Genomic DNA, 12,307 nt, shown 5'->3' with positions numbered 1-12,307 from the left:
GTACTGTGGAGCTAAGGAGAATTGAACTCCTGACCTCCTGCATGCCATGCAGGCGCTCTACCAACTGAGCTATAGCCCCTTGCCTGTGTCCTCCGCCGATGTTCCCCGCGGCGACGTAGAGAACACTAACGCCCCCGTCCGCGCTTCTCCAAATCCTTTGCCCGCCGGGCCTCCGCCCGGCCTCCACCCGGCCCCAGCCCGGTCCGCGAAGGGCCTCCGCCGGGCCCGCGGGGAGACCCGGAACCGGCCGTTCAGGCCGTGGCCGAGGCCCGGGACCGGCCGTGTTCACGCCGTGGCCCGGGACCGGCCGTGTTCACGCCGTGGCCCGGAACCGGCCGTGTTCACGCCGTGGCCCGGAACCGGCCGTGTTCACGCCGTGGCCCGGAACCGGCCGTGTTCACGCCGTGGCGAAGGAGTAGAAGCGCTTGAGGGTGCAGTGCTCGTCCAGCAGACGGCCGTAGATCGGCTCGCCCTCCAGCTCGCGGTAGGTCTCGATCGGGTCGCCTTTTATGATCAGCGCCCGCGCGCACTCCTCGCACCAGTACTGGTACTCGGGGTTGACGGGATCCATGTCCCTGACGATGGGCGTACCGCTGCCGCACCAGTCGCATTTCCGCCTGTGTGCACCCATCAGTCAGCTCCAGCAGTGTCCGCAGGCCGTGCACACGTAGGAAACGCCTCCGTTGTCACCGAGGACCTGTGCGACATGGGACGAGCCGCAGGACGGACAGCTGAGATTCGCCCGCGTCTCCGCCGTGACGAGCAGCTCGTCGGCAGCCCTCTCGGCCTCCTCGCCGCTGGCGGACATCACGCGCTCCCTCCGGTACCGCCGGTGTCCCCCTCCGGCCGTCCGATTCTGCCACGGCGGCGCGGGGAGGTCAGCGGCGTTCCCGAAGGAGAAGGGCCCCTGATCACCGGGTCCGGGGCGAACCACCGGGAGAATAGGGAGAAGTGGGGACGTCTCACCGGGGCCCTCCGTTCCCGGAGGGAGCGGGCGCAGCAGCCGGGCGCGGGGACAGCACAAAGGATCCCGCCCCTGAGGAGGGACGGGATCCGATTGTGGAGCTAAGGAGAATTGAACTCCTGACCTCCTGCATGCCATGCAGGCGCTCTACCAACTGAGCTATAGCCCCGCGTGTTCTTCGCGCTCCGCGCTGCGAACAAGAAGAACTTTAGCCTGCGACCTGCCGGAAAGTGAAATCCGGTTCCGAGGCCGCCCCGGCACGCGGACGCCGGGGCACGCGCCGGCCGCCCCGGAGGCCGCCGGCGCCCCGGGCGGACCCTCAGGTGTCGTCGCCGAGGACCGGCTCGGGCAGCGTGCCGGCGTTGTGCTCCAGCAGCCGCCAGCCCCGGGCACCCTCGCCCAGCACCGACCAGCAGCAGTTCGACAGTCCGCCCAGGCCCTCCCAGTGGCGCGCCTCCAGACCGAGGAGCCGGCCGATGGTCGTCCGGATGGTGCCGCCGTGGCTGACGACCACGAGGGTGCCGTCCTCCGGCAGCTTCTCGGCGTGGTGCAGGACGACGGGCGCCGCCCGGTCCGCGACCTCGGTCTCCAGCTCGCCACCGCCGCGCCGCACGGGCTCGCCGCGCTTCCACGCGGCGTACTCCTCGCCGTACCGGGCGACGATCTCGTCGTGGGTGAGGCCCTGCCAGACCCCCGCGTACGTCTCGCGCAGCGCCGAGTCGTAGGCGATGCCGACACCGGTGAGCGCGCCCAGCTCGGCGGCGGTGGCCGCCGCCCGCTTGAGGTCCGAGGCCACGATGGCGTCGGGCCGCAGGGAGGCGAGCAGCCGCGCCGCGCGGCGGGCCTGGGCCAGGCCGGCCGCGGTCAGCTCGATGTCGGTGCTGCCCTGGAAACGGCGCTCCAGGTTCCACGCGGTCTGACCGTGCCGCCACAGAACGATCCGGCGCCCGGGCTTCCGCTCCGGTACGGGTACGGGTACGGGCGCGTCGGCGGTGACGGCCGTCGCCGCCGGGGCCCCTTCGTTCGTGCCGCTCAGCTCAGCTCACCTTCCGCGTCCTTGCCGGTCGTCCGCGCGTGCTCGTCGGCCTTGCCGCGCGTCTTCCGCGCGTCCTCCGGCAGCGGCAGTTCGGGGCAGTCCTTCCACAGGCGCTCCAGCGCGTAGAAGACGCGCTCCTCGCTGTGCTGGACGTGGACCACGATGTCGACGTAGTCGAGGAGGATCCAGCGGGCGTCGCGGTCGCCCTCGCGACGTACGGGCTTGGCGCCGAGATCCTTGTTCAGCCGCTCCTCGATCTCGTCGACGATCGACTTGACCTGGCGGTCGTTGGGCGCGGAGGCGAGCACGAAGGCGTCGGTGATCGACAGCACGTCGCTGACGTCGTACGCGATGATGTCGTGCGCGAGCCGGTCGGCGGCCGCCTGGGCGGCGGCGTTGACGAGCTCGATGGAACGGTCCGTAGCGGTCACTAGCAGGCTTTCGTCGGCGGTCGGGTCCCTCCAAGGGTCTCATGGGCCGCCGACAGGGCACGCCTTCATTGTTCGGTACGCGTCACCGGCCCGGTGCGGGCACGGGCCGGTGACGCGTACCGGCGTCAGCCCTCGTAGTCGGAGCCAAGGACCACGGAGACATCCGCGTTCGTCGCGGGCTTCCCCTTCTGCACGGCACCCGCCGGCAGGCCCAGCGTCTTGGCGACCTCCTCGGCCTGCGGCTTCTGCGCCTCGTCCGCGTAGGTGACCTGCGAGGTCCCCGCCGACGAGGCCTTCCCGCCGTCGATGACGGTGTAGCCGCCGTTGACGAGGGAGATCCGGGCCTGCTCCGTCGCCCCGGCCTCGCCGGTCGCGTTCCGGATGCCGACGCGCACCGCCGAACCGGGCTCGGGCGCGGTCACCGAGCCGCCGAGGACGTCCTTGACCACGCTGCTCGCGGCCTGCTCGGTGAGCGTCCCGTCCTGCTGGACCGGCAGGACGGCCGTCGTGTAGTCGCCGCCCTTGGCGTGCTCCGCGAGCTTCGCCAGCGAGGTGCCGAGGGCCCGCTCGTCGAGGGGCGGTTCCAGGATCTGGCCCAGGGTCTCGACGATCACGGTCGCCGAGCCGGGGTCGTCGGGCAGCTTCTTCAGTACGGCCTGCATCACCTGGCCGAAGCGCTGGAGCTGCTTCTGCTCGGGCTCGCCGCTGTTCAGGTGGGTGGCGTAGGCGACAGCCGCACGCCCGTCGAGGGTCTGGTTCTCCCCCTCGCGCACCAGGGGCTCCTCCCCCTTCTTGGCGCCCGGGACGCCGGTGTCCGTCGTCAGGTCGATGGTGCCGACGAGTTCGACGAGGTTCTCCAGGTACGGGGTGTCCAGCCGCCAGGTCCCGGAGACCTCCGCCCCGAGGAGGGTGCCGATCGCCTCGCGGGTGCCGGTCGACCCGTCGTCCTCGACGGACTTGCCGAGGGTGGTGGCGGTGCCGTCGTCGTTGGCCACCGAGAGGGTGTTGGGCAGCAGGACGGTGGTGCCGTGCTTGGTGGTGACGTTGTCGACCAGCAGCGCCGTGGAGGTGCGGTCGCTCTTGGTGCTGTGCAGATGGACCACGATCACATCGCGCTTCTGCGCGCCGCCGGAGGCCGTCTCCGCGCTCTTCCCGTCGGACATGCCCGGCAGCTTGCCCGCGTACCAGAGGTAGCCGACGCCACCGGCCAGGACGAGGGCGAAGGTGACGGCCAGGGCAACGATCCGGTTCCGGCCGCGGCGCTTGGCCTCCTCACGGCGCTCGGAGCGGCTCTCGGTGAACTTGAGCCAGTCGATGACGTCCTCGGAGTCCTCGTCGGGCTCCTCGATGAAGGCGAACTGCTCGGTGCGGTAGTCGCGGTCGTCGCCCCGCTGTCCGGGAGCGGCCCCGCCCCGGTCGCCGCCCGCTTCGGCCCGGCCGGCCTCGGCCCTGCGCTGCTCCGGGACGGCGGGCTCGTCGACCGGCGGGGGCGCGGGGGCGGGCTGCTGCTGGTACTGCCCCTGCTGGGGGAGGTTCCACTGCTGCGCGGTGTCGACGGCGGCGGGCTCGGTGCCGGTGTCGTAGGAGTAGCCGCCGTAGCCGCCGCCCCCGCCCGTGCCGTAGGGGTCGTACGGGGCGTACCCGCCCTGCTCCCCCTGCGCGCCCTGCTGCCGGTACGGGTCCTGGTCCTGGGGGTACGCCTCACCCTGGCCCGCGTAGCCGGCGTCCCGGTACTGCTCAGGGTAGGGGGGCTGCTGCTGAGCGTAAGGGTCGTACTGCTGGGGCTGCTGGTAGACCGGCTGCCCGTATTCGTCGTAGCCGATGATCTGCGGCTGGCGAGCGTACGGGTCGTACGGATACTGCTGGTCGTTCACCGGTGCCCCTCTCCGTGGCTCAGTCGCCGCGGTACAACTGGCGCTTGTCGATGTAGCGCACCACACCGTCCGGCACCAGGTACCAGACCGGGTCGCCCTGGGCGACCCTCTCCCGGCAGTCGGTCGACGAGATGGCGAGCGCGGGGACCTCCACCAGGGAGACACCGCCCTCGGGAAGCCCGTCGTCGGTCAGGTCATGACCCGGCCTGGTCACACCGATGAAATGCGCGAGGGAGAACAGCTCCCCGGCGTCGCGCCAGCCGAGGATCTGGGAGAGGGCGTCCGCGCCGGTGATGAAGAACAGGTCGGCGTCGTCGTTCAGCTCGCGCAGGTCGCGCAGGGTGTCGATGGTGTACGTCGGTCCGCCGCGGTCGATGTCGATGCGGCTGACCGAGAACTGCGGGTTGGACGCCGTGGCGATGACCGTCATCAGATAGCGGTCCTCGGCCGGTGACACGGCCTTGTGGCTCTTCTGCCACGGCTGTCCGGTCGGCACGAACACCACCTCGTCGAGGTGGAACAGGGCCGCCACCTCGCTGGCGGCCACCAGGTGTCCGTGGTGGATCGGGTCGAAGGTCCCGCCCATCACGCCCAGTCGGCGCTTGCCGGAACCGGACCCCGCGGCCGCGTTCTGCTCTCCCATGCGTGCAGAGCCTACTGGCACGGTCGTCCGGCCAGTCCCCGGCGGACGCGTCCGGCTCAGCGGTCGCGGTTGAAGCGCGTGGTGATCCACAGCAGCAGCATCAGGACCACGAAGGCGCCGATGCCGGTGAGGTACGGGTTGAGGCTCTGGTGGTTGCCGCCGTGCTCGGCGCCCTCGGCGAGAGTGACCAGGTTGGCGGCGGCGCTCGTGAGGCTCATCTTCAGCAGGACCTATCGATCGGGATCAGGGCTCGGAGACTTCGCGCACATCGTATGCGGGCCGCTCGGGCACGCTCACGCCGACTCGGTCGTTGAGGTTATCCACAGGTCCCGTCAGGTCGCGGCCCCAGCGCCTACGCTGGGGTCCTGTCAGGGGGACGAGCACGACTCGCATCACAGGGGGCACCATGACCGAAAGCCAGGAGCACGTACCGAGCAGGCAGCGCCGCCGCTTCCCGGAGATCTCCTCCCGGGCGTACGAGCATCCGGCGGACCGCTCGGCGCTGGTGGCACTGCGCAAGCTCAGCGGTTTCGACACCGTGTTCCGGGCGCTCAGCGGGCTGCTTCCGGAGCGGAGTCTGCGCCTGCTCTTCCTCTCCGACTCGGTGCGGGTCTCGGACGCCCAGTTCGCACACCTGCACACGATGCTGCGGGACGCCTGTTACATCCTGGACCTGGAGAAGGTCCCCGCGATGTACGTGGCGCAGGACCCGAAGCCGAACGCCATGTGCATCGGCCTCGACGAGCCGATCATCGTGGTCACCACCGGCCTGGTGGAGCTGCTCGACGAAGAGGAGATGCGGGCCGTCGTGGGCCACGAGGTGGGCCACGCCCTCTCCGGCCACTCGGTCTACCGCACGATCCTCCTCTTCCTCACCAGCCTGGCCGTCAAGGTGGCCTGGATCCCGCTGGGCAACATGGCGATCATGGCGATCGTGACCTCCCTGCGGGAGTGGTTCCGCAAGTCGGAGCTGTCGGCGGACCGCGCGGGCCTGCTGGTCGGCCAGGACCTCCAGGCGTCCATGCGCGGTCTGATGAAGATCGCGGGCGGCAACCACCTGCACGAGATGAACGTGGACGCCTTCCTGGCCCAGGCCGAGGAGTACGAGGCGGGCGGCGATCTGCGCGACTCCGTCCTGAAGATCCTCAACGTCCTGCCACGCTCCCACCCGTTCACCACGGTGCGCGCTGCGGAGCTGAAGAAATGGGCGTCCAGCCGGGACTACCAGCGGATCATGGACGGCCACTACCCGCGGCGCACGGAGGACAAGGACGCCTCGGTGACCGACTCCTTCCGCGACTCGGCCTCGCACTACGCGGACTCGGTGCGCAGCAGCAAGGATCCGCTGATGAAGCTCGTCGGCGACATAGCCGGCGGCGCGGGCGACCTGGGCGGCAAGCTGCGCGACAGGTTCACCGGCGCGTCCGGATCGGGGACGGGGTCCGGATCGGGCACGGGCTCGGGGCCGGATTCGGGCACGGGGCCGGGTTCGGGCTCCGCGGGGAACAACGGCAGCGGCGGCGGACGCGGGGAGGGCTGAGGCGTACTCGGTCCTGACCGGCCGGGGCGCCGGTCAGGACGGGGCCGGCCGCGGCAGCGCCTTCGGCGCGAGGGCGCCGCACAGGGTGGCCGTGGCGGGGCCGTGCGCGTAGGGATCGGTGCCCGCCGGTCCGCTCGGCCCCGCCCGCTCCCCCGCGAGCAGCGGGCGCAGCGTCCCTGAGGCGTCGGCGGCGCAGTCCTGCGGTCCGGCCTGGGTGTGGCTGACGAGCACCTCCAGCCGGTGGTGGCGCAGATCGTCGCGGTCCATCCGGAAGTGCAGCTCCCGCCGCACGGTGAACAGCGACGCGGCCCGGGCCGCGGAGGGCCCGGACACGGTGGCGGGCCGGAGCGCGTAGGCGTAGGTGTGGTCGGCGGTGACCTCCAGTGCGTCGGTCTCCCCCTCGGTGACGAGCAGGGTGCCCCGGACCCGGGCCGTGGTGTCGGCCAGGGCCACCTCCTCCGGATCGAAGCGCACCAGCCAGCCGGTGGTGGCGTGCCGGCCGTCGGCCTCGGGGGCGGCCACGCTGCGGTCGAACTGGGGAAGCTGCTCGGGCCGCAGAAGCGCCCGCACGGAGCGCACCTCGCCGCCGGTGAGCACGGCCGGGTCCAGCGCGGAGGCCACGAGGTAGTCCTTCACCGTGGCGAGGGCCGTCGTCACCTGGTCCTCGGTGAAGCGGGCGGTCCGGCGGACGGCGGGCATGGTCACTCCGGCGGCGCCCTCCCGATAGGTGCCCGCCGGTCCTGCGCCGAGGATCTGCGCGGGAGAGCCGCCGGGCACGGGGCCGCGGGGCGAGAGGGAGACCAGGGTCATGCGCAGGGCCTCGGCGGCCCGTGGGGGCACGGGCCGGTGCGGCTGGCGGACACCGAGATAGGCGACGGTCCCGAAGGTGACCGCGACGAGGACGAGGAGGACGAGAAGACGGCCCCCGCCCCGCCGGCGGGAGGGCAGGCTGCGGACGGCGGGCGCGTGGTCCTCCAGGCGTTCCACGGCGGAGAACTCCTGCACGCGGGCAGCCTGCACGAACGATTCGTCGAAGACGACGGACCGGTACTCGTCCTCGTCGCCCGGTAGTCCGTCGGGCGTGCCCTCAGGCGGGTCTCCGCGCCGGGTCATACGTTCAGGTTAGGTCCGTCGCGAGCCAGGTAAACGCGGAGCTGCTCCACACGTTGCGACGCGGGCGCCCGCGTACGGCCACCTGGATCAGCGGCCACAGGGGTCAGCAGGGCTGCTCAGGGGCCATGCGGCAGGGCGGGGACGCGGGACGGCGGCCGGTCCGCCTCGGCGGTGGAGGCGCTGCCGCTGCCGCTGACGGTCGCCCCGGTCGGCGGGGCGTCCACTCCGGTGCGGGCGGGCTGCGGCACCTGCTCCTCGCGGTTGCCCGAGGCCCCCCGGTAGACCGCGCTGAAGGCCAGGGCGACCATGCCCATGCCCATCACCAGGGCGAGGACCCAGGCGACGGGCCGGTGCCAGCGCCCGGTGCCGCGGTAGGGGCGCAGTGCTCCGCCGTGCCGGCCGTAGGGTCCGCCGGGCCGGTGCTCGTCCTCGGCGCACTCGCCGTCGTCGTCCACCGGTCGTACGGGGCGGCGGGCGGGGAAGCCGTCGTAGTGGTCCTCGTCACCGGGGGCGCCGCCGTGGCCGTAGCGGGCGGCGTCGGCCTCCGCGCGTGCCTCGGCGGCGGCGAGCAGCCGCTCGACTGCGGTCGGTTCATGGATCTCGGCGGCCCGGACGAAGTCCTCGTCGAACACCACGGAGGCGAAGTCCCAGTTCGCGCCCCCGCGGTCGTCGTCGGGCTCCCAGCCGTCCGGGAACGGCCTGCCCCCCACGTCGTCCGGCACGCTCTTCAGCGTAGTGCCGGGGCGCCGGTTTCGGCAGCGGGAGCGCGAACTCTCCCCGCCCGGGTGACGCCCCGCACGCCCGGGCTGACGGCTCCGGGCAGCGCGGGGGGCGGGGCTCGGCTTGCCGTGGCGGGCGTCAGCGGGGGCGGCGGGGCGCGGTCACCTGGTGTGGCCGTCGCCGGTCACGATGTACTTCGTGGACGTCAGCTCCGGCAGTCCCATCGGGCCCCGGGCGTGCAGCTTCTGCGTGGAGATGCCGATCTCCGCCCCGAAGCCGAACTGGCCGCCGTCGGTGAACCGGGTGGAGGCGTTCACGGCGACGGTGGTGGAGTCGACCAGCTGGGTGAAGCGGCGCGCCGCCGCCTGGGAGGTGGTGACGATGGCCTCGGTGTGGCCGGAGGACCACAGCCGGATGTGGGCCACGGCCGCGTCCAGGGAGTCGACCACGGCAGCGGCGATGTCGTAGGAGAGGTACTCCGTCTCCCAGTCGTCGGTCGTCGCCGGCACCAGGGTGGCCTTGGTGGCCTCCGCGTACCCGAGGACCCGCTCGTCGGCGTGGACCGTGACCCCGGCCTCGGCGAGGGCGTCGAGGGCGCGGGGCAGGAAGGCGTCGGCCACGTCCTGGTGCACCAGGAGGGTCTCGGCGGCGTTGCAGACGCTGGGGCGCTGCGCCTTGGAGTTGACCAGGATTTCCACGGCCATGTCGATGTCGGTCTCGGCGTCGATGTAGACATGGCAGTTGCCCGTGCCGGTCTCGATGACGGGGACGGTGGAGCCCTCGACGACCGCGCGGATCAGCGAGGCGCCACCGCGCGGGATGAGGACGTCCACCATGCCGCGGGCGCGCATCAGCTCCTGCACGGACTCGCGGCTCTCACCCGGGACGAGCTGCACCGCGTCGGCCGGGAGGCCCGCGCCGCCGACGGCGTCACGGATGACCTTCACCAGGGCCGTGTTCGAGGAGTACGCGGAGGACGATCCGCGCAGCAGGACGGCGTTGCCGGACTTCAGACAGAGCGCCGCGCCGTCGACGGTGACATTGGGCCGGGCCTCGTAGACGATGCCGACGACGCCGAGCGGGACCCGGACCTGGCGCAGGTCGATGCCGTTGGGCAGCGTGGACCCGCGCACCACCTCGCCCACCGGGTCGGGGAGCTGCGCCACCTGCCGCACATCGGCGGCGATGGCGCGCACGCGCTCCGGGGTGAGGGTCAGCCGGTCGATGATCGACTCGCTGGTCCCGGCCTCCCGGGCGCGGGCGACGTCCTCGGCGTTGGCCTCGACGATCTCGCTGGTGCGGACTTCGAGCGCGTCGGCGATGGCGAGCAGCGCGTCGTCCTTGGCCGCGCGCGGCAGCGGGGCGAGATCGGCCGAGGCGGCCCGCGCCCGGTAGGCGGCCTGGGCGACCGGCGAGAGGTTGTCGTAGGGCGTGACCGAGGAGAGCGACGTCATACGGGCAGGGTAGTGCGCCGCGAGCGCGTGACCGGCGGGTATCCCGCACTACGAGACGAAAGCGAGACAGAACCGAAGGAAGCACCCGTCCCGGACCGGGCCACCGGCCGGCTCCCGGACCGGCCCGCGCGGCCCCGATCCCGGCCCGGCACGCGCGGGCCCCGGCCGGGGCGCAGGGCCGGCCGGGGCAGGGCCGGTGAAGCCGCCCCGGAGCGGCACCCTCAGCCGGCCCGGTCCGCCAAGCCCGGACCGGGCCCGCCGGCCACTGACGCCGACCGGGGCCGGACCGGGCCGGCCCCGGTCGGCGTCAGTACGGGTGGACGCCCACCCGGGAGGCCGGTGGCGGCCCGTAGCCCTCGGCCACGCGGAGGTGGTAGGTCTGCCGGTCGATGACCTCCAGACCGACGATCTCCCACGGCGGCAGCTTCGCCGTGGAGCGGTGCTCGCCCCACAGGCGCAGGGCGACGGCCGCCGCGTCGTGGAGGTCGCGGGCCTCCTCCCAGTAGCGGATCTCCGCGTGGTCGGTGGCGTAGCGGCTGGTCAGCAGGAAGGGGTGGTCGTGGGCGAGCTGTTCGAGGCCGCGCCGCACCTCCTGGAGCGGCGCCGCCGCGCCCGAGACGCTGAGGGTGATGTGCCACAGCCGGGACAGCGGCTGCTCCGGCGCACCGCCGCCCGCCTCGCCCGTCGTCGGCGCCTCTGCGGTGCTCGCGGCGTCCGCGGCGTCCGCAGGGCCCAACGGACCCACCGCCTTCACCGGCGCCACCGGGGCCGACGCCACCGGTCCGTGGACCCGTGCGGGACCGTGCGGCACGGCCTCAGGCCCAGGGGCAGGGGTGTCGACCGCCCCGGCGGGCGAACCCGGCGCGCCCGCCGGCCCCGGTGCCTCGGCCGGCCGTTCCCCCGCGTCGGCCCCCGCGTCGGCCGCTCCGCCGACACTCGTCAGGGTCCGCTCGTCGCCCGCCGCCCGGCGGGCCTGGGTGGGCCTCCCGTTGGCTCGGGGCATGTCCCCAGGGCGCGCTCGTCTCACCGGCCGCCTCCTGTTGCTGCGTCGTCGCGACCCGTGGATCCCGCGGGTCCGCAACAAAGTTGACCAGCCCACGGCAGGGCGTGGGGCCGTTTTGGTAAAGGTCTCGGCCCCAGGGCAGGACTTTCCGCCCTTTCGGGGCCGGTTCGGGGCCGGTCAGCCCTCCAGGACGACGAGATCGTCGCGGTGTACGACTTCGCGTTCGTACGCCGGGCCGAGCTCGCGCGCCAGTTCCCGGGTGGAGCGGCCGAGGAGCTGCGGGATCTCCCGGGCGTCGAAGTTGACCAGCCCGCGGGCGACCGGGCGGCCCTCGGTGTCGCGCAGCTCCACCGGGTCGCCCGCGGTGAACTCCCCGTCCACGGAGGCGATTCCGGCCGGCAGCAGTGATTTGCGCCCGTGCACCACGGCCCGCACGGCACCCTCGTCGAGGGTCAGCGACCCCTGGGGTGTGGAGGCGTGGGCGAGCCACAGCAGCCGGTCCGCCGAGCGACGCCCGGTCGCGTGGAAGAAGGTGCCGGTGTCCCGGCCCGCGAGGGCGTCGGCGGCCCGGCTCGCGGAGGTGAGGACGACGGGCACCCCGGCAGCGGCGGCGATCCGCGCGGCCTCCACCTTGGTGACCATGCCGCCGGTCCCGACGCCCGCCTTGCCCGCGCTGCCGATCTGCACATGCGCGATGTCGCCGGGCCCCCGGACCTCCTCGATCCTGGCCGTGCCGGGGCGGGACGGGTCGCCGTCGTAGAGGCCGTCCACGTCGGAGAGGAGGACCAGCAGGTCCGCGCGGACGAGGTGGGCGACCAGGGCGGCGAGGCGGTCGTTGTCGCCGAAGCGGATCTCGTCGGTGGCGACGGTGTCGTTCTCGTTGACGACCGGCACCGCGCCCATCTCCAGCAACTGGTCCAGGGTGCGGTAGGCGTTGCGGTAGTGGGCCCGGCGGCTGGTGTCGTCGCTGGTCAGCAGGACCTGGCCGACGCGGACCCCGTACCGGGCGAAGGAGGCGGTGTAGCGGGCGACCAGCAGCCCCTGCCCGACACTGGCGGCGGCCTGCTGGCGGGCGAGGTCCTTGGGGCGGCGGGCGAGGCCGAGCGGGGCGAGGCCGGCCGCGATGGCGCCGGAGGAGACCAGGACTATCTCCTTCTCGCCGCCGCTGCGCACCTTGGCCAGGACGTCGACCAGCGCGTCCACGCGGTCGGCGTCGAGCCCGCCCGCGGCGGTCGTCAAGGAGGAGGAGCCCACCTTGACGACGATCCTCCGGGCCTCTGTCACCTGCTGTCTCGCCTCTGTCACACGAGGAATCTATGCCAGGACCGGGCGCGGGCGCGCACGTGTTCCGGCCGCTGGACAGCGGGGACGGCCCCGGTGGTACGCGTTCCGCCGCCGGACGGACGGTCGCGGCTCCCTTCGAGGCGACATCCCGTGCCGGATGCGTCCCGGTCCCGGAAAACCCGCACCGACCGTGGTTAGGGTGCGAAGGAGGCGAAAGCGGACACGCGGCAGGAGCGCGGACACGC

13 protein-coding genes and 2 tRNA genes are annotated in these 12,307 nt (G+C 73.0%); 1 reads left to right on the top strand and 14 read right to left on the bottom strand.

The window, feature by feature from the left end; all coding sequences use genetic code 11:
* Window positions 1–6: 6 nt before the first annotated feature.
* The 9 genes from C593_RS0107470 to C593_RS33275 all read right to left on the bottom strand — a co-directional run bounded on the left by C593_RS0107470 (window position 7) and on the right by C593_RS33275 (window position 5,166).
* Window positions 7–79, bottom strand: a tRNA-Ala gene (locus C593_RS0107470).
* A 318-nt stretch (window positions 80–397) separates the two neighbouring features.
* The gene (locus C593_RS0107465; protein ID WP_026277450.1) at window positions 398–631 is read right to left on the bottom strand and encodes a hypothetical protein; all 234 of its coding nucleotides are present in this window, start codon (window positions 629–631) and stop codon (window positions 398–400) included.
* Between the two features lie 3 nt (window positions 632–634).
* Window positions 635–808 carry a hypothetical protein gene (locus C593_RS33280; RefSeq protein ID WP_018846672.1) on the bottom strand — a complete coding sequence of 58 codons (174 nt, stop codon included), beginning with the start codon at window positions 806–808 and terminating at the stop codon, window positions 635–637.
* Window positions 809–1,060: 252 nt separating this feature from the next.
* Window positions 1,061–1,133, bottom strand: a tRNA-Ala gene (locus C593_RS0107455).
* Window positions 1,134–1,283: 150 nt separating this feature from the next.
* On the bottom strand, window positions 1,284–1,904 hold the full coding sequence (locus tag C593_RS0107450; protein ID WP_026277449.1) for a histidine phosphatase family protein: 621 nt from the start codon (window positions 1,902–1,904) through the stop codon (window positions 1,284–1,286).
* Between the two features lie 92 nt (window positions 1,905–1,996).
* Entirely contained in the window at window positions 1,997–2,431 is a 435-nt protein-coding gene (gene rsfS / locus C593_RS0107445) for a ribosome silencing factor (RefSeq protein WP_018846670.1), read from the bottom strand.
* A 125-nt stretch (window positions 2,432–2,556) separates the two neighbouring features.
* A complete protein-coding gene (locus C593_RS0107440) occupies window positions 2,557–4,305 on the bottom strand; it encodes an LCP family protein (RefSeq protein ID WP_018846669.1) in 1,749 nt (582 codons plus the stop codon).
* A 19-nt stretch (window positions 4,306–4,324) separates the two neighbouring features.
* Window positions 4,325–4,948, bottom strand: a complete 624-nt coding sequence (gene nadD, locus C593_RS0107435) for a nicotinate-nucleotide adenylyltransferase (protein ID WP_018846668.1) — start codon at window positions 4,946–4,948, stop codon at window positions 4,325–4,327.
* 56 nt (window positions 4,949–5,004) lie between these two features.
* Window positions 5,005–5,166, bottom strand: coding sequence for a hypothetical protein (locus C593_RS33275; RefSeq protein WP_018846667.1), 162 nt, complete (start codon window positions 5,164–5,166; stop codon window positions 5,005–5,007).
* A gap of 188 nt (window positions 5,167–5,354) precedes the next feature.
* Between C593_RS33275 and C593_RS0107425 the strand changes: the two genes are divergently transcribed.
* Window positions 5,355–6,488 (top strand): M48 family metallopeptidase, encoded by a 1,134-nt coding sequence (locus C593_RS0107425; protein ID WP_018846666.1) that lies wholly within the window; start codon window positions 5,355–5,357, stop codon window positions 6,486–6,488.
* Window positions 6,489–6,521: 33 nt separating this feature from the next.
* Here the strand turns inward: C593_RS0107425 and C593_RS0107420 are convergent, their stop codons facing one another.
* The 5 genes from C593_RS0107420 to proB all read right to left on the bottom strand — a co-directional run bounded on the left by C593_RS0107420 (window position 6,522) and on the right by proB (window position 12,083).
* Window positions 6,522–7,601 carry an SCO2583 family membrane protein gene (locus tag C593_RS0107420; protein WP_018846665.1) on the bottom strand — a complete coding sequence of 360 codons (1,080 nt, stop codon included), beginning with the start codon at window positions 7,599–7,601 and terminating at the stop codon, window positions 6,522–6,524.
* Window positions 7,602–7,717: 116 nt separating this feature from the next.
* Window positions 7,718–8,323 (bottom strand): SCO2584 family spore wall biosynthesis protein, encoded by a 606-nt coding sequence (locus C593_RS0107415; RefSeq protein ID WP_018846664.1) that lies wholly within the window; start codon window positions 8,321–8,323, stop codon window positions 7,718–7,720.
* A 159-nt stretch (window positions 8,324–8,482) separates the two neighbouring features.
* Window positions 8,483–9,775, bottom strand: coding sequence for a glutamate-5-semialdehyde dehydrogenase (locus tag C593_RS0107410; protein WP_018846663.1), 1,293 nt, complete (start codon window positions 9,773–9,775; stop codon window positions 8,483–8,485).
* 307 nt (window positions 9,776–10,082) lie between these two features.
* Window positions 10,083–10,511, bottom strand: a complete 429-nt coding sequence (locus tag C593_RS33635) for a hypothetical protein (RefSeq protein WP_486591086.1) — start codon at window positions 10,509–10,511, stop codon at window positions 10,083–10,085.
* A gap of 444 nt (window positions 10,512–10,955) precedes the next feature.
* Complete coding sequence (gene proB / locus C593_RS0107400) at window positions 10,956–12,083, bottom strand: glutamate 5-kinase (protein WP_199790002.1); 1,128 nt, start codon at window positions 12,081–12,083, stop codon at window positions 10,956–10,958.
* Between the last annotated feature and the right edge of the window lie 224 nt (window positions 12,084–12,307).

It is taken from the genome of Streptomyces sp. CNT372 (assembly GCF_000377145.1).
The sequence above is the reverse complement of the archived record's forward strand: the minus strand, read 5'-3'. Positions and strand labels throughout refer to the sequence as shown.

What these genes read in the sequence shown, in the direction of transcription:
- C593_RS33275 (WP_018846667.1), bottom strand. Translation starts at nt 5,166, where the DNA reads ATGAGCCTCACGAGCGCCGCCGCCAACCTGGTCACTCTCGCCGAGGGC.
- C593_RS0107420 (WP_018846665.1), bottom strand. Translation starts at nt 7,601, where the DNA reads ATGACCCGGCGCGGAGACCCGCCTGAGGGCACGCCCGACGGACTACCG.
- C593_RS0107410 (WP_018846663.1), bottom strand. Translation starts at nt 9,775, where the DNA reads ATGACGTCGCTCTCCTCGGTCACGCCCTACGACAACCTCTCGCCGGTC.
- C593_RS0107465 (WP_026277450.1), bottom strand. Translation starts at nt 631, where the DNA reads ATGGGTGCACACAGGCGGAAATGCGACTGGTGCGGCAGCGGTACGCCC.
- C593_RS33280 (WP_018846672.1), bottom strand. Translation starts at nt 808, where the DNA reads ATGTCCGCCAGCGGCGAGGAGGCCGAGAGGGCTGCCGACGAGCTGCTC.
- nadD (WP_018846668.1), bottom strand. Translation starts at nt 4,948, where the DNA reads ATGGGAGAGCAGAACGCGGCCGCGGGGTCCGGTTCCGGCAAGCGCCGA.
- C593_RS0107425 (WP_018846666.1), top strand. Translation starts at nt 5,355, where the DNA reads ATGACCGAAAGCCAGGAGCACGTACCGAGCAGGCAGCGCCGCCGCTTC.